Annotated in this window: 18 protein-coding genes and 2 pseudogenes; 8 read left to right on the plus strand and 12 right to left on the minus strand. The window is 73.0% G+C overall.

Annotated features, from left to right (window positions below):
- Nucleotides 1-7: 7 nt before the first annotated feature.
- From pheT to infC, 6 genes and pseudogenes are all read right to left on the minus strand, one after another.
- Entirely contained in the window at nucleotides 8-2,506 is a 2,499-nt protein-coding gene (gene pheT / locus JWP64_RS09515) for a phenylalanine--tRNA ligase subunit beta (RefSeq protein ID WP_297494763.1), read from the minus strand.
- Between the two features lie 34 nt (nucleotides 2,507-2,540).
- Complete coding sequence (gene pheS / locus JWP64_RS09520; RefSeq protein WP_297494767.1) at nucleotides 2,541-3,584, minus strand: phenylalanine--tRNA ligase subunit alpha; 1,044 nt, start codon at nucleotides 3,582-3,584, stop codon at nucleotides 2,541-2,543.
- 1 nt (nucleotide 3,585) lies between these two features.
- On the minus strand, nucleotides 3,586-4,410 hold the full coding sequence (locus tag JWP64_RS09525) for an RNA methyltransferase (RefSeq protein ID WP_297494770.1): 825 nt from the start codon (nucleotides 4,408-4,410) through the stop codon (nucleotides 3,586-3,588).
- A gap of 34 nt (nucleotides 4,411-4,444) precedes the next feature.
- On the minus strand, nucleotides 4,445-4,834 hold the full coding sequence (gene rplT, locus JWP64_RS09530; RefSeq protein ID WP_297494774.1) for a 50S ribosomal protein L20: 390 nt from the start codon (nucleotides 4,832-4,834) through the stop codon (nucleotides 4,445-4,447).
- A 79-nt stretch (nucleotides 4,835-4,913) separates the two neighbouring features.
- The gene (gene rpmI / locus JWP64_RS09535) at nucleotides 4,914-5,108 is read right to left on the minus strand and encodes a 50S ribosomal protein L35 (protein ID WP_297494777.1); all 195 of its coding nucleotides are present in this window, start codon (nucleotides 5,106-5,108) and stop codon (nucleotides 4,914-4,916) included.
- 229 nt (nucleotides 5,109-5,337) lie between these two features.
- A pseudogene (gene infC / locus JWP64_RS09540) lies at nucleotides 5,338-5,850 on the minus strand (translation initiation factor IF-3); the annotation flags it as partial.
- A 461-nt stretch (nucleotides 5,851-6,311) separates the two neighbouring features.
- Between infC and JWP64_RS09545 the strand changes: the two are divergent.
- Nucleotides 6,312-7,346 (plus strand): glycosyltransferase, encoded by a 1,035-nt coding sequence (locus tag JWP64_RS09545; protein WP_297494780.1) that lies wholly within the window; start codon nucleotides 6,312-6,314, stop codon nucleotides 7,344-7,346.
- 39 nt (nucleotides 7,347-7,385) lie between these two features.
- Here JWP64_RS09545 and uvrA read toward each other — a convergent pair whose 3' ends face one another.
- Nucleotides 7,386-10,277 carry an excinuclease ABC subunit UvrA gene (gene uvrA, locus JWP64_RS09550; protein ID WP_297494881.1) on the minus strand — a complete coding sequence of 964 codons (2,892 nt, stop codon included), beginning with the start codon at nucleotides 10,275-10,277 and terminating at the stop codon, nucleotides 7,386-7,388.
- A gap of 460 nt (nucleotides 10,278-10,737) precedes the next feature.
- Here uvrA and JWP64_RS09555 point away from each other — a divergent pair, with 460 nt between their 5' ends.
- The gene (locus JWP64_RS09555; RefSeq protein ID WP_297494783.1) at nucleotides 10,738-11,412 is read left to right on the plus strand and encodes an MBL fold metallo-hydrolase; all 675 of its coding nucleotides are present in this window, start codon (nucleotides 10,738-10,740) and stop codon (nucleotides 11,410-11,412) included.
- 27 nt (nucleotides 11,413-11,439) lie between these two features.
- Here JWP64_RS09555 and JWP64_RS09560 read toward each other — a convergent pair whose 3' ends face one another.
- Nucleotides 11,440-11,610 (minus strand): helix-turn-helix domain-containing protein, encoded by a 171-nt coding sequence (locus JWP64_RS09560; RefSeq protein WP_297494785.1) that lies wholly within the window; start codon nucleotides 11,608-11,610, stop codon nucleotides 11,440-11,442.
- 109 nt (nucleotides 11,611-11,719) lie between these two features.
- A pseudogene (locus JWP64_RS31465) lies at nucleotides 11,720-11,953 on the minus strand (DUF6597 domain-containing transcriptional factor); the annotation flags it as partial.
- Between the two features lie 35 nt (nucleotides 11,954-11,988).
- On the opposite strand from JWP64_RS31465, the gene JWP64_RS09565 reads away from it, so the two are divergent.
- Nucleotides 11,989-12,585 carry a TIGR03086 family metal-binding protein gene (locus tag JWP64_RS09565; RefSeq protein WP_297494788.1) on the plus strand — a complete coding sequence of 199 codons (597 nt, stop codon included), beginning with the start codon at nucleotides 11,989-11,991 and terminating at the stop codon, nucleotides 12,583-12,585.
- 73 nt (nucleotides 12,586-12,658) lie between these two features.
- Here JWP64_RS09565 and JWP64_RS09570 read toward each other — a convergent pair whose 3' ends face one another.
- A complete protein-coding gene (locus tag JWP64_RS09570) occupies nucleotides 12,659-13,225 on the minus strand; it encodes a TetR/AcrR family transcriptional regulator (protein WP_297494791.1) in 567 nt (188 codons plus the stop codon).
- Nucleotides 13,226-13,312: 87 nt separating this feature from the next.
- Here JWP64_RS09570 and JWP64_RS09575 point away from each other — a divergent pair, with 87 nt between their 5' ends.
- Entirely contained in the window at nucleotides 13,313-13,771 is a 459-nt protein-coding gene (locus JWP64_RS09575) for a nuclear transport factor 2 family protein (protein WP_297494794.1), read from the plus strand.
- 83 nt (nucleotides 13,772-13,854) lie between these two features.
- Here the strand turns inward: JWP64_RS09575 and JWP64_RS09580 are convergent, their stop codons facing one another.
- Complete coding sequence (locus tag JWP64_RS09580; protein WP_297494796.1) at nucleotides 13,855-15,018, minus strand: citrate/2-methylcitrate synthase; 1,164 nt, start codon at nucleotides 15,016-15,018, stop codon at nucleotides 13,855-13,857.
- Between the two features lie 70 nt (nucleotides 15,019-15,088).
- Here JWP64_RS09580 and JWP64_RS09585 point away from each other — a divergent pair, with 70 nt between their 5' ends.
- Complete coding sequence (locus tag JWP64_RS09585; protein ID WP_297494799.1) at nucleotides 15,089-16,267, plus strand: citrate synthase; 1,179 nt, start codon at nucleotides 15,089-15,091, stop codon at nucleotides 16,265-16,267.
- Here JWP64_RS09585 and JWP64_RS09590 read toward each other — a convergent pair.
- On the minus strand, nucleotides 16,246-17,193 hold the full coding sequence (locus tag JWP64_RS09590; RefSeq protein WP_297494800.1) for a LysR substrate-binding domain-containing protein: 948 nt from the start codon (nucleotides 17,191-17,193) through the stop codon (nucleotides 16,246-16,248). The genes JWP64_RS09585 and JWP64_RS09590 overlap by 22 nt on opposite strands.
- Before the next feature lie 99 nt (nucleotides 17,194-17,292).
- On the opposite strand from JWP64_RS09590, the gene JWP64_RS09595 reads away from it, so the two are divergent.
- From JWP64_RS09595 to JWP64_RS09605, 3 genes are read left to right on the plus strand one after another with little or no spacing between them, the layout of a single operon-like run.
- Nucleotides 17,293-18,360, plus strand: a complete 1,068-nt coding sequence (locus JWP64_RS09595) for a maleylacetate reductase (RefSeq protein ID WP_297494803.1) — start codon at nucleotides 17,293-17,295, stop codon at nucleotides 18,358-18,360.
- The gene (locus tag JWP64_RS09600; protein ID WP_297494805.1) at nucleotides 18,357-19,268 is read left to right on the plus strand and encodes an intradiol ring-cleavage dioxygenase; all 912 of its coding nucleotides are present in this window, start codon (nucleotides 18,357-18,359) and stop codon (nucleotides 19,266-19,268) included. Before JWP64_RS09595 ends, JWP64_RS09600 begins: the two co-directional genes overlap by 4 nt.
- Nucleotides 19,265-21,061 (plus strand): FAD-dependent monooxygenase, encoded by a 1,797-nt coding sequence (locus JWP64_RS09605; RefSeq protein ID WP_297494808.1) that lies wholly within the window; start codon nucleotides 19,265-19,267, stop codon nucleotides 21,059-21,061. Before JWP64_RS09600 ends, JWP64_RS09605 begins: the two co-directional genes overlap by 4 nt.
- Nucleotides 21,062-21,110: the final 49 nt, after the last annotated feature.

Here is a 21,110-nt window from a genome sequence, read left to right on the forward strand (position 1 = left end):
ACCGCGGTCAGCGCAGGACGGCCCCGCAGCGTTCCGCCGCGACGGCGATCGCCGCGTCCCGCGCCGCGTTCGCCTCCTCGTTGGTGAGGGTCCGGTCGGCGGCGCGGAAGCGCAGGGAGAAGGCGAGCGAGCGGTTGCCCTCGCCGACCTGGTCCCCGGTGTAGACGTCGAAGAGCCGGACGTCCTCCAGCAGGTCCCCGCCGCCGACGGTCAGCGCGGACGCCACCTCGGCGGCGGGCACGTCGTCCGCGGTCACCAGCGCGACGTCGACCGTGACCGGCGGATACGGCGAGACGCGCGGCGCCGGGCGGCGGTCCTGCAGCGGGATCGCGTCCAGGTCCAGCTCCATCGCGCAGGTCCGCGGCGGCAGCCCGAGGGCCTCGACGACCTTGGGGTGCAGCTCGCCGGCGTGCCCGACGACCCACTCCCCCACCCGCAGCGCGGCGCAGCGGCCCGGGTGCCACGGCGCGAGCGCCGCCTTCGTCACCCGCAGTTCGACGCCCGCGACGGCGCCGACCAGCCGGCCCGCCTCGATCGCGTCCGCCCAGCCGGCCTGCCGGCCACGTCCCCACCAGCCGAGCGGCTCGCGGTTCCCGGCCAGCACGGCACCGGCGTGCCGCGGCTGCGCCGGCAGAGCCGCCTCGATCATGGCGATCTCGGCGTCCGACGGCCGCTCGGTAACGCCCGGGTCCGGCATCGGCACCTGCTGTGCGTGCGGCAGCACGACCTGGCCGATCTGGAAGAGCGCCAGGTCGTCGAACCCGCGCGCCTTGTTCCGGACCAGCGTCTCGAGCAGCCCGGGCAGCAGGGTCGTGGTGAGCCTGGGCCGGTCCGCGTCGAGCGGGTTGAGGACCTTCACCGTCCTGCGGCGGACGTCGCCGGCGTCGAGACCCAGCGCGTCCCACACCGCGTCGCCGACGAACGGGAACGGCTCGACCTCGACGAACCCGGCCTCGGCGAGCGTGCGGGACACCGCGCGGGTCCGGACCTGCGCCGGGGTGAGTCCGCGGCCTGCGGGCGCGGCGGGCAGCGTCGACGGGATCGTCTCGTAGCCCTCGAGCCGCAGCACCTCCTCGACGAGGTCCGCCGGGGAGTCCAGGTCCGGCCGCCAGGACGGCGGCGTCGCGACCACGACGCCGCGGCCGTCCGCGCCGGTCTCGAGCTCGACGGTGCAGCCGACCTGGGTCAGCCGCTGCACCGTGACACCGCGGTCGTACGTGACGCCCGCGGTCCGGTCCGGCAGGTCCAGTGCCATCCGGACGGGCGGGAGCACCGGAGCGGCGCCCACGTCCGTGCGGCCGGGCTCGACGGTGCCGCCGCCGTACTCGGCGAGCAGCCTCGCGGCGCGCTCGGCGGCGATCGGCGGAAGCTGCGGGTCCACGGCCCGCTCGAACCGCTTGGACGCCTCGCTGGGCAGCTTGTGCCGGCGCGCGGACCGGGCGATCGAGGTCGGCTGGAAATGCGCGGCCTCGATGACCACGTCGACGGTGCCCTCGGCGGACTCGGGGATCTCGGTGGAGGCCCCGCCCATGACCCCCGCGAGGGCGATCGGGCCGGAGTCGTCCGTGATCACCAGGTCGTCCGGGTCCAGGGTGCGCTCGACGTCGTCGAGGGTGCGGAGCTTCTCGCCCTTCGCGGCCCGGCGCACGACGATCTCGCCCCGCAACCGGGTGGCGTCGAACGCGTGCAGCGGCTGGCCGAGATCCAGCATCACGAAGTTCGTGACGTCGACGGTCAGCGAGATCGGGCGCATCCCGGCGGCGAGCAGCCGGCGCTGCATCCACCACGGCGTCGGGGCCGAGGCGTCGACGCCCGAGACGCGCCGGGCGACGTACCGCGGGCAGCCCACCGGGTCGTCGATCCGGACGGGCCAGGAGTCGGTCTTCTCCTCCGGCACCTCGGCGCGGAGCGCCGGGTCCGTGTAGTCCTCGTCCAGGGACGCCGCGAGCTCGCGCGCGATCCCGCGGACGGCGAAGCAGTAGCCGCGGTCCGGCGTGATGGCCAGCTCGATCACCGGGTCGTCCAGGCCGAGGACCGGCAGGGCGTCGTCGCCGGGCTCGGCGGAGCCGGGCGGCAGCACGAGGATGCCGCTGTGGTCCGCGCCGAGGCCGAGCTCCTTGGCCGAGGCGATCATGCCGTCGGAGACGTGGTCGTAGGTCTTCCGCGCGGCGATCGGGAACGGACCGGGCAGCACGGCGCCGGGCAGGGCGGCGACGATCAGGTCCCCGACGGCGAAGTTCCGTGCGCCGCAGACGATCCCGCGCCGCACCGGGGTGCCGTCCGGGCCGGGGCCGAACTCGACCTGGCAGTACCGGATCGGCTTCTTGAAGCCCGTGAGCTCCTCGATCTCGGCGACGCGCCCGACGGTCAGCGGCCCGGTGACGTCCGGCGTGCCGTGGATCTCCTCGACCTCGAGCCCGACGCGTACGAACGCGTCCGCCACGGCGTCGACGTCCGACGGGACGGACGCGACGTGGTCGGCGAGCCAGGACAGGGGGACGCGCACGGGCTTACTCCTCGACTGTGTTACGTGAGAAAGGTCAGACGCCGAAGGCGCAGCTGAAACGCACGTCGCCCTCGACCATGTCCCGCATGTCCGGCAGGCCGTTGCGGAACTGCAGGGTCCGCTCCAGGCCCATCCCGAAGGCGAAGCCGGAGTAGACGTCGGGGTCGATGCCGCAGGCGCGCAGGACGTTGGGGTTGACCATGCCGCAGCCGCCCCACTCGACCCAGCCGGCGCCGCCCTTCTTCTCCGGGAACCAGACGTCGACCTCCGCCGACGGCTCGGTGAAGGGGAAGTACGACGGGCGCAGCCGGGTCCGGGACTCGCTCCCGAACATGGCGCGGGCGAACGCGTCGAGCGTGCCCTTGAGGTGGGCCATCGTGATGCCCTTGTCCACGGCCAGACCCTCGACCTGGTGGAACACCGGGGTGTGGGTGGCGTCCAGCTCGTCCGTGCGGAAGGTGCGGCCCGGGCAGACGACGTAGACGGGCAGCTCGCGCTCCAGCAGGGCGCGGACCTGCACCGGTGACGTGTGGGTGCGCAGCACGAGTCCGGACTCCTGCGAGTCACCCAGGTAGAAGGTGTCCTGCATCGTCCGCGCGGGGTGGTCCTTGCCGAAGTTCAGCGCGTCGAAGTTGAGCCACGACGACTCGACCTCGGGGCCCTCCGCGACCTCCCAGCCCATCCCGACGAACACATCCGCGATCTGCTCGGAGACCTGCGTGAGGGGATGCCGGGCGCCACGCGGGCGGCGGTCCCACGGCAGGGTGACGTCGACCGACTCCTCGACGAGGACACGGGCGTCCCGCTCGGCGAGCAGGACCTCGCGGCGCGCGTCGTAGCCGGCCTGCACCTCCTGACGGGCGGCGTTGACCCTCTTGCCCGCGTCCGCGCGCTCCTTGCCGGGCAACGAGCCCAGCGAGCGGCGGGCCAGAAGCAGCGGCGCCCTGTCCCCCAGGTGCGCGGGCTTGACCGCGGCGAGCGCGTCGAGATCCGCCGCCTCCGCGAACGCCTCCACCGCGGCCTTGACCGCGGCGTCGAGGGACGCCGGATCGAGCAGGTCGGAGTCGTTCTCGGTCATCTCACACCTTTTTGATTGCTTCGTGGCTGCTACCGGGCGTCACGGGGACGCCGGTGATCCTAGAGCGCCGGGCTCCGGCGCTCGCGTACAGGCAGACCGCCGCGGCCGTGGCCAGGTTGAGGCTCTCCGCACGGCCGTACAGCGGGACGCGGACGCGGTGGTCGGCCGCCTCCGCCACGGTCTCCGGGAGGCCGTGCGCCTCACCACCGAATATCCACGCGGTGGGGCGCGCCAGCACCTCGGCGGCGGCGGGATCGTGCAGGTCCAGCTCGCCCTGGCCGTCCGCGGCGAGCAGGGTGAGCCCGGCGGCGCGACAGGCGTCGAGGACGGCGCCGGTGTCCCTTTCGCGGGCGAGCGGCAGGTGGAAGACGCTGCCGGTGGAGGCGCGCACGGCCTTGCCGTTATGCGGGTCCACCGTGTCCCCGGCGAGGACGACGGCGTCCGCCCCGGCCGCGTCGGCGGCCCGGACGACGGTGCCGGCGTTGCCGGGCTCCGCGACGGCGGCGAGCACCGCGACCAGCGCGGGGGCGCCGTCCAGCGCGGTGGACAGCGGCACGTCCAGGAGATCGCAGATCGCGATCAGGCCCTGCGGGGTGACGGTGTCCGAGAGCGTCTCCGCCGCCCTGTCCGTGACGATCGTGACCGGGACGCCGTCCGCCTCGGCGGCGGCGATCAGTTCGGGATTGCGCTCGAGGGCGGCCGGGGTGACGAAGAGATCGTGGACCCGGGCTCCGCCGAGCGCCTCGCGAACGGCCTGGGAGCCCTCGACGAGGAACTTTCCGGCCTTCTCACGACCCGCGCGCCGCAGCAGCTTGCGGGCTGCCACGACGCGCGGGGTTCGTTCAGTGCCGAGCACCTGATCAGGCGGCGGTGTTCTCGGACTTCTCGCCCTGGGCCGGGACGTTGGCCCGCGAGACCTCGACGAGGGCGGCGAACGCGGCCGGGTCGCTGATCGCGAGCTCGGACAGGTTCTTGCGGTCCACCTCGACGCCCGCGACCTTCAGGCCCTGGATGAAGCGGTTGTACGTCATGCCGTTCGCACGGGCCGCCGCGTTGATGCGGGTGATCCAGAGCTGGCGGAAGTCGCCCTTGCGGGCGCGGCGGTCGCGGTACGCGTAGTTCAGCGAGTGGAGCATCTGCTCCTTCGCCTTGCGGTACAGCCGCGAGCGCTGGCCTCGGTAGCCACTGGCCGCCTCGAGGGTGCTGCGGCGCTTCTTCTGGGCGTTGACCGCGCGCTTCACGCGTGCCATGGGTCAGTCCTGTCTCTCGGTCGACCGTCCCGGTGCGGGTGACGCACCGGTCGGCCGGGGGTTCAGCGGGAAGGGAGGATCAGCGTCCGAGCAGCTTCTTGATGCGCTTCTGGTCGGGCTTGGCCACCTCGACGACGTGCGACAGGTCGCGCGTCTCCTTGCTCGACTTGACCTCGAGGCGGTGCCGCAGGCCGGCCTGCTGACGCAGGAGCTTGCCGGTGCCGGTCACCTTGATCCGCTTCGCGGTGCCTTTGTGCGTCTTGTTCTTGGGCATGGCTGATCCGTTCAGTGGTGACGTCCGGGGGCGGGCGTCAGTGTCGTGTGGTGCGCTCACGACCCGCGCACCGGGGGTGCGCGGAACCGTGTCAGGCCGTCGTCTCCTCGACCGGAGCCTCGGACGCGGCAGCCTCGGGCGCGGCAGCGTCGGCCGCAGCGGCCTCCGACGCAGCGGCCTCGGCCGCAGCGGCCTCCGACGCGGTCGGGGAACCCGGCCCGCGCTTCACCGGCTTCTTGGTCGGAGCGATCACCATCGTCATGTTGCGGCCGTCCTGCTTCGGGGCGGCTTCGACGACACCGAGCTCCTCCACGTCCTTCGCGAGGCGCTGCAGCAACCGGTACCCGAGCTCGGGTCGGGACTGCTCGCGTCCGCGGAACATGATGGTGACCTTGACCTTGTTGCCACCCTCGAGGAAACGGACCACGTTGCGCTTCTTGGTCTCGTAGTCGTGGGTGTCGATCTTCGGCCGGAGCTTCTGCTCCTTGATCACCGTGAGCTGCTGGTTCCGCCGGGACTCCCGGGCCTTCTGCGCGCTCTCGTACTTGAACTTGCCGAAGTCCATGAGCTTGCAGACGGGCGGGCGGGCCTGGGCCGCGACCTCGACGAGATCCAGCTCGGCCTCTTGCGCCAGCCGCAGGGCGTCCTCGATACGCACGATGCCGACCTGCTCGCCGTTGGGTCCGACGAGCCGGACCTCGGGAACGCGGATTCGGTCGTTGATGCGTGTCTCAGTGGTGATGGGGTCTCCTCATATTGACGTCGTTTCAGGCGACGACAAGCAAAGACCCGTCGATCATGACGGACGGCGCCACCCACGCGGGGTGTTACTGCGCCGAACCGTCGGACCGGAACCCGGACACCTGATGATGCTTCGGTGAGCGGGTGGGAGCGGGGCTCCACTTGAACGCCCTGACGCGCATATCAACGCGCGACGGGGTGGTCGCATTCCGAAGGGTAGCAGCCCCCCTCGCACGGACGCGAACGGGTCGCGGTCAGGACCGGACGCCTCTGCCGAACCGCCCGGACGCGCCGCGGGGCCGCCGGGCGCCCGGACCGTCCCAGCTGTCGATCACCTCGATCGCGCGCCCGGTCACCGGTTAGGTTCTCGTGACGACCGCCGTGGCGGGTCACCGTTCGGGAATCCGCTCGACCGGATTCCCGCCCTCGGGCCCGACCGCCCGACCGAAGGGCCCCCAACCGATGCCGAAGCACACCGCGGCCGTCACCGACGAGGCCGACGGCCCCGTCCCGGCCGTATCGGTCTGCGTGCCCGCCTACCAGGGCGCGAAGTACATCGGGGCGACGGTCGAGAGCGTGCTCGCGCAGACCTTCACCGATTTCGAGCTCGTCGTCCTGGACAACGGCAGCACCGACGGCACCTCCGCCGTGGTGTCCTCGTTCGACGATCCGCGGATCCGGCTGGAACGGCGGGACGAGACGGTGCCGATCTCCCACAACTGGAACCGTGCGGTCCGGTTGTGCCGGGCGCCGCTCGTGAAGCTCCTCTGCGCGGACGACGTGCTGCGGCCCCGCGCACTGGAACTGCAGGTCGCCGCGCTGCGCACGCACGAGGACGCGGCGATGGCCGCCGCGCGCGCCGACATGCTCGACCCCGCGGACCGGATCCTGTTCCGCAACCGGTTCCTGGGCGGACTGGTGGGCGTCCTGAACGGCGACGACGTCGTTCGGACGATCGTCCGCCACGGCGGCAACCCGATCGGACCGCCGGTCTCGGTGACGTTCCGCCGGGCGGACTTCGAGGCCGTGGGCGGGTTCGATCCGGACGAGGAGTTCCTCGGCGACCTCCTGCTCTGGTCGCGTCTGCTGGAGCACGGCCGCCTCGTGGGGCTGCGCGAGTCCCTGGGAGGCTTCCGGATCCACCCCGCCTCGCTCTCGGGAGCGGCCGGCAGGCGGCAGTTCCGGGCGCAGCGCGCGTTCACGGCGGCGCTGGCGGGGGACAAGCGCTGGGCGGTGCGCCGACGCGACGTCCTCGCCGGCGGGATCGGCGCCTACGGTGCGCTCGCCCGGCGCCACGCCCTGTTCGTGTTCAGCCGGCTGAGGCACCGGATCGCCGCCCCGTCCCCCACGACTGGCCGGAACGGCACACCGCTCGACGGCGCGAGGCCGACGTCAGGGACTACCGGCGGCGTGCGCGCCGCCGGCGACCGGCCCGATACCGGGCCGGCGACCCCGGTTCTCCACGACGCGGACTCGGGCGACATCGCACCCCGCTGATCCGGTCCGAACCCGGCGGGGCCCGCCGGGATCGGCCGCTCAGCTCGCCGCCGCGACCTTCTTCCGGCGGGTCTTGCGGACCGGCGCCGCGGCGGGCTCGACCAGGTCCTTCAGGAACTGGCCGGTGTAGCTCGCCTCCGCGGCCGCGACCTGCTCCGGCGTGCCCTCGGCGACGACCGTGCCCCCGCCCGAGCCGCCCTCCGGACCCATGTCGACCACCCAGTCCGAGGTCTTGATGACGTCCAGGTTGTGCTCGATGACGATCACCGAGTTGCCCTTGTCGACCAGCCCGTTGATCACCAGCAGCAGCTTGCGGATGTCCTCGAAGTGCAGCCCCGTCGTCGGCTCGTCGAGGATGTAGACCGTCCGGCCGTTCGAGCGCTTCTGCAGCTCGCTCGCCAGCTTCACGCGCTGCGCCTCGCCACCGGAGAGTGTGGGCGCGGGCTGGCCGAGCCGCACGTAGCCGAGCCCGACGTCCACGAGCGTGCGCAGGTACCGGGCGATCGAGTTGATCGGCGCGAAGAACTCCGCGGCCTCCTCGATCGGCATGTCCAGGACGTCCGCGACGGTCTTGCCCTTGTAGTGCACCTCGAGCGTCTCCCGGTTGTACCGGGCGCCCTTGCACACCTCACAGGGGACGTAGACGTCCGGAAGGAAGTTCATCTCGATCTTGATCGTGCCGTCTCCGGAGCACGCCTCGCAGCGGCCGCCCTTGACGTTGAACGAGAACCGGCCGGGCTGGTAGCCGCGGACCTTCGCCTCGGTCGTGGCCGCGAACAGCTTGCGGACCTGGTCCCACACGCCGGTGTAGGTGGCGGGGTTCGAGCGCGGAGTGCGGCCGATCGGCGACTGGTCCACCCGCACGAGCTTGTCCAGCTGCTCCACCCCGTTGATCCGGGTGTGCCGGCCGGGCACCTGGCGGGCACCGTTGAGCCGGTTCGCCAGGACCGTGGCGAGGATGTCGTTGATCAGCGTGGACTTGCCCGACCCGGACACCCCGGTGATCGAGACGAGCCCGCCGAGCGGGATGTCCACGTCGATCCCGCGCAGGTTGTGCTCCCGCGCGCCGACGATGGTCAGCTTGCGCTCCGGATCCAGCTCACGCCGCTTCTCCGGCACGGGGATCGAGCGCCGACCGGACAGGTACGCACCGGTGAGCGACGTGTCGTGGGACTCGAGGTCCGCGACGGTACCGCTGTGCACGATGAACCCGCCGTGCTCGCCGGCGCCCGGGCCGATGTCCACGGCCCAGTCCGCGGCACGGATGGTGTCCTCGTCGTGCTCGACGACGATGAGCGTGTTACCCAGCTCCTTGAGCCGGGTCAGCGTCTCGATCAGCCGGCGGTTGTCCCGCTGGTGCAGGCCGATCGACGGCTCGTCGAGCACGTAGAGCACGCCGACCAGGCCGGAGCCGATCTGCGTGGCCAGCCGGATCCGCTGGGCCTCGCCGCCGGACAGCGTGCCCGCGGCCCGGTCCAGCGACAGGTACTCCAGGCCGACGTCCAGCAGGAAGCCCAGGCGGGCCTGGATCTCCTTCAGCACCCGGCCCGCGATCATGGCCTGCCGGGAGTCCAGGACCATGCCGTTCAGGAACTCGGCGCACTCGGCCACCGACATCGCCGAGACCTCGGCGATCGACCGGTCCCCCTGCTCGCGGTGCCCGAGTGTGACGGCGAGGACCTCGGGCTTGAGCCGCGCGCCCTTGCAGGCCGGGCACGGCACGTCCCGCATGTAGCCCTCGTAGCGCTCCCGCTGGGACTCGGACTCGGTCTGGTCCAGCCGCCGGTCCAGGAACGGGATGACGCCCTCGAAGCTCGCATAGTACGAGCGCTCGCGGCCGTAGCGGTTGCGGTAACGGACGTGGACCTGGTCCTCGCTGCCGTGCAGCACCGCCTTCTGCGCCTCGGCCGGCAGCTTGCGCCAGGGCGTGTCCATGCGGAAGCCGATGCTCTTGGCCAGGCCGGAGAGCAGCCGTCCGAAGTACTCGGCGTTGTGCCCGTTGTTCCACGGCGCGATGGCGCCGTCCGCCAGGCTGAGATCCGGGTCCGGGATGACGAGCTCCGGGTCCGTCTCCTTCTTGACGCCGATGCCGTGGCACTCGGGGCAGGCCCCGTAGGGCGAGTTGAAGGAGAAGGTGCGGGGCTCGAGGTCGTCCATGGTGAGCGGGTGGCCGTTCGGGCAGGCCATCCGCTCGGAGAAGCGGCGCTCGCGGCCCGGGTCCGTGTCCTCGAGGTCCACGAAGTCCAGGACCACCAGGCCGTCCGCCAGCCGCAACGCCGTCTCGACCGAGTCCGTCAACCGCTGCTTGGCGCTCGCCTTGACCGAGAGCCGGTCCACGACGACGGAGATGTCGTGCTTCTCCTGCTTCTTCAGCTTCGGCGGGTCGCTGAGCTGGTGCACCACGCCGTCGACCAGCACGCGGGAGTAGCCCTGCGACTGCAGCGACGAGAACAGGTCCACGAACTCGCCCTTGCGGGTCCGCACGACCGGGGCGAGCACCTGGAAACGGCTGCCCTCGTCCATCTCCAGAACCTGGTCCACGATCTGCTGCGGCGTCTGCTTGCGGATCACGCTGCCGCAGACCGGGCAGTGCGGGACGCCGGCGCGCGCGTAGAGCAGGCGCAGGTAGTCGTACACCTCGGTGATCGTGCCGACCGTGGAGCGCGGGTTGCGGTTCGTGGACTTCTGGTCGATCGACACCGCGGGCGAGAGGCCCTCGATGAAGTCCACGTCCGGCTTGTCCATCTGGCCGAGGAACTGCCGGGCGTAGGCCGAGAGCGACTCGACGTACCGGCGCTGGCCCTCGGCGAAGATCGTGTCGAACGCGAGGCTGGACTTGCCGGAGCCGGACAGACCGGTGAAGACGACGAGGCTGTCCCGGGGCAGGTCGAGATCGACGCCGCGCAGGTTGTGCTCGCGGGCGCCGCGCACGACGAGTCGTGGGGCGTCACCGTCCGGCGTGTGGACGGTGAACCCCTCGGTCTCGTTCGTCCCGACAGAACGATCTGCCACGGAAGGCGCCTCCTCAAGTTCCGATCCGATCGAGCTCGACCACGCCCGATCAGGGTCCGAGCCGGGTCGGCGCGCACGCCGGACCTGCCTCGCGTCGATGCTAAGCGGGAGGTACGACAGTTCCGCTGCTCGGTGCCGGACTCCGGCGTCCCGGTCGGTGGACGAACACCGGCGCGCGCCGGGCGTCCACCACGGGTGACCGGAGCAGTACCGCCGACCACCCGGGTCAACGTGCTACCCGCCGGCCGACTTCCCGAACCGGAGATGTCGGTCCCCACACCTAGAGTCGCACACATGTTCGAGAGCGATCTCCGCAGCCCCTTCCCCTGCCCGGTCCCGACGGGTCTCGGCGCCGGTGCCGCCGCGTTAAGCTGCGCCCGTGGACGTCCTCGAGGAGTATTCCGGTCACACCGATCCGGGCGGGCCCGCGATCCGTCGCAGCCTCGCGCCGCTGACGATCAGCAAGCTGTCCGTCGGGCCGATGGACAACAACGCGTACCTGCTGGTCTGCACCGCCACGCAGGAGGCGCTGCTGATCGACGCGGCGAACGAGCCGCAGCGGATCGCGGACCTGGTCGGCGCGGACGACACGCGACCGGAGCTGCAGCACCTGGTCACGACCCACCGGCACAAGGACCACTGGGAGGCGCTCGGCGCGGTCGCCGGCATGTTCCAGACCCGGCAGATCGCGCACCCGCTGGACGCGCCGGAGCTGCCGATCCCGATGGACGAGCTGGTCTCGCACGGGGACACGGTCGCGTTCGGACAGATCGAGCTGGAGGTCATCCACCTCCGCGGACACACACCGGGTTCGATCGCGCTGCTCTACCGCGGCCCGGACCGCCCGCACCTGTTCACGGGCGACTCCCTCTTCCCGGGGGGACCGGGAAAGACCTGGTCCGCCGAGGACTTCCGTTCCCTGGTGTCCGACCTGGAGTCCCGCGTGTTCGGCGAGCTGCCGGACGACACCTGGGTCTACCCGGGGCACGGGGACGACACGACCCTCGGCAAGGAGCGGCCGTCGCTGCCGGAGTGGAAGGCGCGCGGCTGGTGAGCCGGCGGGCCGGTGCCCGCCGGCCCGTCAGTACCGCCGCGCGTACCGCGTCGGGGGCTCGCCGAACAGCGCGGCGAAGTCCCGGCTGAAGTGGGCCTGGTCCGCGTAGCCGAGTTCGCCCGCGAGGTCCGCCCAGACGATCGCGTCCCCGCGCGCCATCCGCTCGGTGGCCTCGTGCAGCCGGTAGCGGCGGATCACCCACTTCGGCCCGACGCCGACGTGCGCGGCGAAGAGGCGTTGCAGGCGCCGGACCCTCGAGGACCCGGACCACGTGCCCGCTCGAGACTCCGTGCACCTGCGGCGCGCCGCCGTCGCGGAAGGTCGGCCGGACGTGCGGGTACGGGACGATCAGCTGACGGTAGGGCTCGTCGTAGTCCCACTCGACGATCCAGTACCGCCGGACGAACGGCGAGAGCCGCGCCGACGGCTCGGGAAAGTCGTGGCGCTGGAACCGGGGCCAGGCCCCGCCGAGCGCACGGGATCCTCGGGTCCGGGGCGGGGCGGCACGCCGTCCATGGTGGCACCTGTCGCGTTCCTTCAAGACCGGCCCGCGGTCGGCGCTCTACCGTGCCGGGCATGCCTCCCACCGACCTCGTCGCCGCGTCCGTCCTCCCCGCCGCCGGCGCGCCGATCTCGGCGCTGATCCGTGCGGTCGACCCCGCCCGGCTCGACGCCCAGACCCCCTGCGCCGACTACGCGGTCCGCGACCTGCTCAACCATCTGCTCTTCTGGGGCCCGGTCCTGGCCGCGGCCGGGCGGCGCGAGACCGCGCCGCCGCCCGCGGAGTCGGAAGCCGACGTCGACCTGGTGGTCGGCGACTGGCCGGCGTCCTTGACCGCGGTGTTCGCGGACGTCGCCGAGGCGTGGGGCGACGTCGAGGCCTGGGAGGGGACCACTTCGATGGGCGGGCCCGAGCCCCTGCCCGCCGCGATGGTCGGCGGGATGGCCGTGGGCGAGCTGGTGGTGCACGGCTGGGACCTCGGCCGCGCCCTCGGCCTGGAGCCGACGTGGGAGCCGGGCGTCCTCGCCGTCGTGCACGCCGAGGTGGCGGCGACAGCCGGGATCGGACGGGAGATGGGCGTCTATGGCGCCGCGGTGCCGGTCCCCGAGGAGGCGCCGGCACTCGATCGCCTGCTCGGTCTCACGGGCCGGGACCCGCACTGGACGCCCTGATCGAGCCGCTGCGTGAGTGGCTCGAGCGGCGCAGAACGGCGCTCGAGCCACTCGAGCGGCGGAACCGACCCACTCACGCGGCGAACGAACTCACCAGCACCTCCGCCGCCGCGTGGGCCTGGGCCGCCGGCGCATCCGTGCCCAGGATCCCCGCGGCGACCATCGCCCCCTCCGCGAGCAGGAACACCTGCGGCGCAAGGGCCTCCGGCAGGCCCGCCTCGCGGACGAGCCCCGCGACGTAGTCCGCGAAGGCGAGCTTGTGCTCGCGGGCCAGCCGCGCCACGACGTCCGACGTCGCCCCCAGCTCGCCGTGGCCGTTGATCCAGGCGCAGCCGCGGAAGCCGGGTTCGCGGAACCAGGTGCCGAGCCAGTCGAACACCGCGAGGACTCGCTCCCGGGGGTCGTCGACCTGCTCGACGAACGCCGCGAGCCGGCCGCGCCACCGGACGTCGCGCCGCTGCAGGTACGCCTCGACGAGCTGCTCCTTGGCCGGGTACAGCGAGTACAGCCGCTTGAGCGAGACGCCGGAGCCGCCGCGGATGTCGTCCATGCCGACGGCCTGGATACCCCGGGCGTAGAAGAGGTCCTCGGCGGCGTCGAGCAGCCGGGTGCGGGCGGTGTCGGGATCGAGCGGGGCCATGCGGAGTCCGTACTTGCGAAGGAGAACTGGCGTTCTCTAGCCTACGGGGAGAACGACCGTTCTCACATCCGCGAGGAGACCGCACCGATGGCCGACCGCCCGCCGCTCCCCCCGTTCACGCTCGAGACCGCGCGGCAGAAGGTGCAGGCCGCCGAGGACGCGTGGAACACCCGCGACCCCGAGAAGGTGGCGCTCGCGTACACCGAGGACTCCGTCTGGCGCAACCGCGACACCTTCGTGCAGGGCCGCGCCGAGATCGTCGCCCTGCTCACGGCGAAGTGGGAGCGCGAGCTGGACTACGCGCTGCGCAAGGCCCTCTGGACGTTCGCGGACAACCGGATCGCCGTCCGGTTCCAGTACGAGAGCCACGACGCGGCCGGCATCTGGTACCGCAGCTACGGCAACGAGAACTGGGAGTTCGACTCCCACGGGCTGATGGTCCGGCGCGAGGCCAGCATCAACGACGTCGTCATCGACGAGTCCGAGCGCAGGATCTTCGGGCCGCGCCCCGAGTCGGAGCGCGGCCAGGAGATCCCCCTCCGGTAGGCCACGCGCGGTCCCGCGCCACGCGCGCCGTCGACGGAGCGCGTGGCGCCGGACGGCGCGCGTCGGCCCTGCCCTCGGGGCGACTACGCCGCCGGGACCGGCTCCGGTGCGGGCGGCCCGACGTAGCGGGCGGCCGGCCGGATGATCCGTCGCTCGGTCGCCTGCTCCAGGACGTTCGCCGTCCAGCCGACGATCCGGCTCACCGCGAACGTGGGCGTGAACATCGAGCGCGGGATCCCGCAGAGCTCCATGACCACCCCCGCGTAGAACTCGACGTTCGCGTACAGCCGCCGCTCGGGCTTGAGCTCGGCGAGGATCTCGACGACCCGCCGCTCCACGGTCATCGCGAACTCCGCCAGCTCACCGCCCAGCTCCGCGGCGACCTCCCGCAGCATCAGCGAGCGCGGATCGTCCGTTCGGTAGACGGCGTGCCCGAAGCCCATGATCCGGTCGTGGGCGAGGACCCTCGCGCGCACCCACTCGTCGATCCGGTCCGGCGTCCCGATCTCGTCGAGGCCGGCCAGGGCGCGGTCCGGGGCGCCGCCGTGCAGCGGCCCGGAGAACGCGCCGATCGCCGCCACCACCGCCGACACGACGTCGGCGCCGGTCGAGGCCACGACCCGGGAGGTGAAGGTCGAGGCGTTGAACCCGTGGTCGACGGTCGCGACCAGGTACTTCTCCACCGCGGCGGCGTGCCGCGGCGGCGGGACCGAACCCGTGACCATGAAGATCCAGTTCGCCGCCGCCGAGAGGTCGGCACGCGGCTCGAGCGGCTCCAGGCCGGACCGCAGCCGGTGCAGCGCCGCCAGGATCGTCGGCGTCACGGCGCTGACGAGGAGCGCGTTCCCGCGCCGGGTCGCGGCGTCGGCGTCCCACAGGGGCGGGACGTCCCGGGCGCTGCCGAGCAGGGAGAGGGCGGTCCGCAGGGCCGTCAACGGCTGGAGCCGCTCCCCCGCCGCGGCGATGGCCGGCAGCACCTCGCGCAGCTCGTCGGGCAGCACCCGCAGCGGCGCCACCTCACCGGCGAAGCGCGCCGCCTCCGCGGGCGTGGGCAGCCGGCCCTCGACGAACAGGTACCAGACGTCCTCGAAGGTCCGGCCGCGCGCGAGGTCGACCGCGGAGTACTGGCGGTAGTGGTAAAAGCCCTCGCCCCCGCGCACGTCCCCGATCTCGGTGGACGTAACGACGACGTTGCGGAGCCCGGGCGGGACGGTGATCGGACCGTCCGTGTCGGTCGTGAGAGTCATGCCGTGACTGTCGGTCCGCCGGTCAACTATTGTCAATATTGATCCAGTCAACATGGGAGGGCCGAGGACCATGGCCGGAGACCGGTTCCTGACCACCGCGGAGGCCGCGAAGCGCCTCGACGTGAAACCCGAGACGATCTACGCCTACGTCAGCCGCGGGCTGCTGACCAGCGTCCGGTCCGGGGCGCGGCGAGGCAGCCTGTTCGCGCAGGACGACGTCGACCGGCTCGCCGAACGGGGCCGCGAGGGACGCGCCCCGTCCGGGGCGATCGAGCGGATCCGCACCGCGATCACGCTGCTCGAGGACGACGAGCTGTACTACCGCGGCCACCGGGCCGTCGAGCTCGCGCGCACCGAGTCCGCCGAGTCCGTCGCGCACCTGCTGTGGACCGGTGCTCTCGGTCCCGCGTCCTTCGCCGCGCCGCCCGCGCTGGTCTCCGTCGCCCGGAGCGCGATCGCGGCGCTGCCGGCGTCGACGGAGCTCACCGACCGGATCCGGGTGGCCGTCGCGGCCGTCGGAGCGGCGGATCCGCTGCGGTACGACCTCGCGCCGGACGCGGTCGTGCGGCGGGCGGGGTCACTGCTGGCGGTGCTGGTGGAGGCGCTGTCCGGGGTGGCGGACGGGAGCCTGGCGGAACGGCTCTGGCCCGCGCTCGCCCGCCGGCCCGGGGCGGATCCGGACGGCGCGGCGCTGCTGGACCTGCTGCTCGTCCTCCTCGCCGACCACGACCTCGCGGTCTCGACCCTCGCCGTCCGGGTCGCCGCGAGCGCCCGCGCGAACCCGTACGCCGCGGTGTCCGCGGGGCTCGGCGCCATCGACGGGCAGTACCACGGCGCGGCGAGCGCGCTCGCGTACCGCTTCCTCACCGACGCCGTCGACGACCCGGTGCGCGCGCTCTCCGAGCAGCTGCGCTCCGGCGCGCGCGTCCCGGGCTTCGGCCATCGCGTCTACCGGCACCGGGACCCGCGGGCCGTCCTGCTCCTCGACGTCCTGCGGGAACGCGACGCGCCGATCCTGGCCACCGTGGACGCGATCGTCGGAGGCCTCGTGGGGCGGCCGGGGCTGTTCCCGAACGTCGACCTGGCGCTCGCGGCGGCGCTGCACGAGTTCGACCTGCACCCGGACGTCGGCGAAGCCGTCTTCGCGCTCGCGCGCACGGTGGGCTGGATCGCGCACGCGCTCGAGGAGTACGCCGAGCCGGGCCTGCGGTTCCGCCCCGAGGGCGTCTACGTGGGCCCGCGCCCCTGACGGGCGTGGTCCGGGCCGAGCACGTCCGGTTCCGGAGTGGCGAGCGCGTGCCGCAGGAAGTGCTGGGCCTGCGGCGACGGGGCGTCCGCGCGGCGCCGCACCACCGCCGTCTCGACGACCGGAGCCGGCCTGGCCAGCGGCCGCAGCACCACGTCGTCCCCCGCCACGGCCCGGACCGACGCGGGCAGCACGGACACCCCGAGACCGGCCCCGACCAGTGTGACCACGGTCTGGACCAGCGCGACCTCCCGCACCACGGGTTCGACGCCGGCGAGCCGGCACGCGCCGCGCAGGTGCGGCTGCAGGCCACCCCAGCTCGCCCGCGGCGGCGCCAGGAACGTGTGGCCGGCGAGCACCGCGAGGTCCACCAGATCGCCGACCCGGCCGGCCTCCGCCCGCGACAGCACGGCGACCAGCGGCTCGCGGCGGACCACCGCGACGTCGAGGTCCGGGTTCGCGGCGGCCGCGGTCCCTGGCGGCGGCAGGTGCAGCAGCCCCAGCTCGGCCCGCCGGGCGCGGACGTGTTCGAGCACCCCGTCGGGCCCGTCCTCCAGGGGTTCGACGACGACGTCCGGCCGGTCCGCGTGGTAGCGGCGCAGCAGCGGCCCGAGCACCGACCAGGCCGTCGACGAGACGAAGGCGAGCCCCAGTCGTCCGGCTCGTCCCTCGCCCAGCCGGCGCACCGCCTCCCCGGCGGCGTCGACGTCCGCGAGCAGCCGGCGCGCACGGCCCAGGAGGTGCGCGCCGGCGTCGGTGAGGTCGACGCCGCGTCGGTGCCGGACCAGCAGCTCGGCGCCGAGCTCGTGTTCCAGGCGCGCGAGCTGCGCGCTGAGCGGAGGCTGGGTGAGGTGGAGCCGCGCGGCGGCCCGGGTGACGGACCGCTCCTCCGCGACGGTCACGAAGTACCGGAGCTGCCGTAGGTCCATGGTCGGAAGTATGGCTGACGTCACTGATGCGTAGTGGACATATGACAGACCGTGCACGAAGGTGGACCCGCCCTTGTCGACGACGAACCCGGAGGTCCGGTGGATCGCTTTACCTACGACGCCCTTCCCGGCCGGGTCGTCTTCGGCGCCGGCACCTCGCGGACGGAACTGGCTCCCGAGCTGGCGAGGCTCGGTGCGCACCGGGTGCTCCTGGTGGCCAGTGGCTCGGCCGTGTCCCCGGCGCGGGAGCGCACGAAGGACCTCCCGGTGGTCGGTGAGTTCACCGAGGTCCGTGAGCACGTCCCCGTCGCTGTCGCCGAGCGGGCCCGCGCGCGGGCCGCCGAGGTCCGCGCGGACGCCCTGCTGGCGTTCGGCGGCGGGTCGTCGGTGGGGACCGCCAAGGCCGTCGCGCTGACCACGGGCCTGCCGATCCTCTGCGTCCCGACGACGTACGCGGGCTCCGAGGCCACCCCGGTCTGGGGCATGACCGAGGGCGGCCGCAAGACCACCGGTCGCGACGAGCGCGTCCTGCCCCGCGCGATCGTCTACGACCCCGAGCTCACCTACGGGCTCCCGGTGCGGATCGCCTCGGCGAGCGGGCTGAACGCGATGGCGCACTGCGTCGAGGCGTTCTGGGCGCCCCGCGCCAACCCCGTCTCGACCGTCCTCGCCGAGGACGGGGTCCGGGCCCTCGCCGAGGGCCTCTCCCTGATCGTCGACGAGCCGTCCGCCGAGGCCCCCCGTGCCGACCTGCTCTACGGGGCGTACCTCGCAGGCGCCTCCCTCGCGGGCGCGGGGTCCGGCCTCCACCACGCGATCTGCCACGCCCTCGGGGGCGCCTACGACCTGCCGCACGCGCTGACGCACGCGACCGTCCTGCCGCACGTCGTCGCCTACACCCTGCCGTACGCGGCGGAGGCGTCGCGGCGCATGCGCCGCGCCCTCGACACCGACGACCCGGTGGGCGCCCTGCGGGCGCTCGCCACCCGGCTCGGCATCCCCGCCGGGCTGCGCGAGCTGGGCCTGGCCGAGGACCAGCTCGACCCGATCGTCGAGAGACTCGCCGGGCACCTCCCCCCCGGCCATCCTCGACCGACCGACCGTGACGCGCTCCGCGCCCTGCTGCACGACGCCTGGGCCGGCACCACCCCGAAGGAGACCGTGTGACCAGTACCGACACCGAGCAGACGGCGAGAGAGCAGGCCGTCACCGACGAGGTCGTCGCCAGCTTCGCCGAGGCGAAGGACGACCGGTACCGCGAGGTCATGGAGAGCCTCGTCCGGCACCTGCACGCCTTCGCCCGGGACGTGCGGCTCACCCAGGAGGAGTGGGACGCGGCGATCGCGTTCCTGACCCGCGTCGGGCACCTGACCGACGACCGGCGGCAGGAGTTCATCCTGCTCTCGGACGTCCTGGGCCTGTCGATGCTGACGGTCGGGATGAACGCACCGCCGCAGCAGGACGCCACGGAGTCGACGGTGTTCGGCCCGTTCTTCGTCGACGGTGCTCCCGAGGTCGAGCCCGGCGGGGACATCGCGCAGGGCGCCCCCGGCATCCCGTGCTGGGTGTCCGGCAGCGTCCGCGCGACCGACGGCAGCCCGGTTCCCGGCGCCCGGATCGACGTCTGGGAGGCGGACGAGGACGGCTTCTACGACGTCCAGTACGAGGGGAACCGCACGCAGGGCCGCGGCCGGCTGCGCTCCGGCGCCGACGGCGGCTACCGCTTCTGGTCCGTCCGTCCCTCGCCCTACTCGATCCCCGCCGACGGCCCGGTCGGCGAACTGCTGGCCCGCGGCGGGCGTGGCCCGATGCGGCCGGCCCACCTGCACTTCATGGTCACCGCGCCGGGCTTCCGGCGCCTGGTGACCCACATCTTCGTCGACGGCGACGAGTACCTGGACCGCGACGCGGTCTTCGGGGTGAAGGACTCCCTGGTGTACGCGTTCACGGAGCGGAACGGCGGGACGGCGCCGGACGGCAGCGCCCGCGAGGGTGTGTGGAACGAGGTCTCGTTCGACATCGTGCTGGCGCCGGAGGCGTCCTCGGTCGGCACGGCCCCTGAGGAGGCCAGGTGACCAGCTCGGCCGACGCCGCCGGCGGCGTGGACATCGAGACCGCCGGCTCCCTGACGACGGACGTCCTGGTGATCGGCAGCGGGCCGGCCGGCGGTGGTGCGGCGCTCGCCCTGGCGACCCTCGGCGTCGACCACCTGATGATCACCAAGTACCGCTGGACCGCGAACACCCCGCGCGCCCACCTCACCAACCAGCGCACCGTCGAGATCTTCCGGGACCTCGGCATCTCCGACGACGTCCTCGCCCAGAGCACCCCGCACGCCCTCCTGGGCGACACGGTGTTCTGCACCAGCCTGGCGGGCGACGAGATCGGTCGCCTGCGGACCTTCGGCACCCACCCGGCACGCGTGGCGGACCACGCCCTCGCCAGCCCGTCGCCGCTCTGCGACATCCCGCAGACCCTGCTGGAGCCGATCGTCGTCGGGCACGCCGCGTCGCGGGGCAGCCGGATCCGGTTCGACACCGAGTACCTCGGGCTCGAGCAGGACGCCGACGGCGTGACCGTCCGCTGCCGGGACCGGCTCACCGGCGCGGAGTTCACGATCCGGGCGAAGTACGTGATCGGCGCGGACGGCGGCCGCAGCCGGGTCGCCGCGGACCTCGGGCTGCCGTTCGAGGGCGAGATGGACACCGCCGGCAGCATGAACATCGTCTTCCACGCGGACCTCACGCACCTGGTCGAGCACCGGCCGAGCAACCTGTACTGGGTACTGCAGCCCGGGTCGGACGTCGGCGGGATCGGCATGGGCGTGGTGCGGATGGTCCGGCCGTGGAACGAGTGGATGGCGATTTGGGGCTACGACATCGACGCCCCTCCCCCGGAGCTCGACGACGCCGAGGCCACCAAGATCGTCCACGAGCTGCTCGGCGACGCGTCGATCCCGGTGACGATCCGCTCGACCTCCCTGTGGGGCAACAACAAGATGTGGGCGACGCGGTACCGCAGCGGCCGCGTGTTCTGCGCCGGGGACGCCGTCCACCGGCACCCGCCGTCGAACGGGCTGGGCTCCAACACGTCGATCCAGGACTCGTACAACCTCGCCTGGAAGCTCGCGTACGTGCTGCGCGGCGCCGCGGGCGAAGGCCTGCTGGATTCCTACGACGTCGAGCGGGCACCGGTCGGGAAGCAGATCGTCCTGCGGGCCAACAAGTCGATCGAGCAGTTCGGGCCGATCTTCGAGGCGCTGGGCCTGTCGGACGGCGCCGAACCGGAGGTCATGCGAGCGCGGATCGACGCCCGGCTCGACGACACCCCGGAGGCCGCGGAGCAGCGGGTCAAGCTGCGCGACGCCCTGGAGCTCAAGAACTACGAGTTCAACACGCACGGGGTGGAGCTCGGGCAGCGCTACGCCTCCGGCGCGGTGGTTCCGGACGGGACGCCCGAACCGGAGTACACCCGGGATCCCGAGCTCTACTACCACCCGACGACGTGGCCGGGCGCGCGGCTGCCGCACGTCTGGCTCGTCGAACGTGAGACCGGGCGGAAGGTGAGCACGCACGACGTCGTCGGCAAGGGCCGGTTCGGCCTGCTCACCGGGATCAGCGGCGGGGCCTGGGCGGACGCGGCGGCGAAGGTCGCGGACCAGATCGGGGTCGAGATCGCCGCGCACGTGATCGGTCCGGGCCGCGAGCTGACCGACGCCTACGAGGACTGGGCACGGGCACGGGAGGTCGCCGAGTCCGGCTGCGTCCTGGTGCGCCCGGACGGTCACGTCGCCTGGCGGTCGGCGTCGCTCGTCGACGATCCCGTGGCCGAGCTGGCCCGCACGCTGGCGGCGGTCCTCAGCCTCTGAACCGCGGCCGGACGGGCGTCGCCGCTGGTCCGGACGGTCGCACCTGATC

It is taken from the genome of Pseudonocardia sp., from assembly GCF_025465255.1.
GTDB lineage: Bacteria > Actinomycetota > Actinomycetes > Mycobacteriales > Pseudonocardiaceae > Pseudonocardia.

Coding starts and splice junctions, on each gene's coding strand:
- pheS (WP_297494767.1), bottom strand. CDS start 3,584: ATGACCGAGAACGACTCCGACCTGCTCGATCCGGCGTCCCTCGACGCC.
- rplT (WP_297494774.1), bottom strand. CDS start 4,834: ATGGCACGCGTGAAGCGCGCGGTCAACGCCCAGAAGAAGCGCCGCAGC.
- rpmI (WP_297494777.1), bottom strand. CDS start 5,108: ATGCCCAAGAACAAGACGCACAAAGGCACCGCGAAGCGGATCAAGGTG.
- JWP64_RS09545 (WP_297494780.1), top strand. CDS start 6,312: ATGCCGAAGCACACCGCGGCCGTCACCGACGAGGCCGACGGCCCCGTC.
- JWP64_RS09565 (WP_297494788.1), top strand. CDS start 11,989: ATGCCTCCCACCGACCTCGTCGCCGCGTCCGTCCTCCCCGCCGCCGGC.
- JWP64_RS09570 (WP_297494791.1), bottom strand. CDS start 13,225: ATGGCCCCGCTCGATCCCGACACCGCCCGCACCCGGCTGCTCGACGCC.
- JWP64_RS09575 (WP_297494794.1), top strand. CDS start 13,313: ATGGCCGACCGCCCGCCGCTCCCCCCGTTCACGCTCGAGACCGCGCGG.
- JWP64_RS09580 (WP_297494796.1), bottom strand. CDS start 15,018: ATGACTCTCACGACCGACACGGACGGTCCGATCACCGTCCCGCCCGGG.
- JWP64_RS09585 (WP_297494799.1), top strand. CDS start 15,089: ATGGCCGGAGACCGGTTCCTGACCACCGCGGAGGCCGCGAAGCGCCTC.
- JWP64_RS09590 (WP_297494800.1), bottom strand. CDS start 17,193: ATGGACCTACGGCAGCTCCGGTACTTCGTGACCGTCGCGGAGGAGCGG.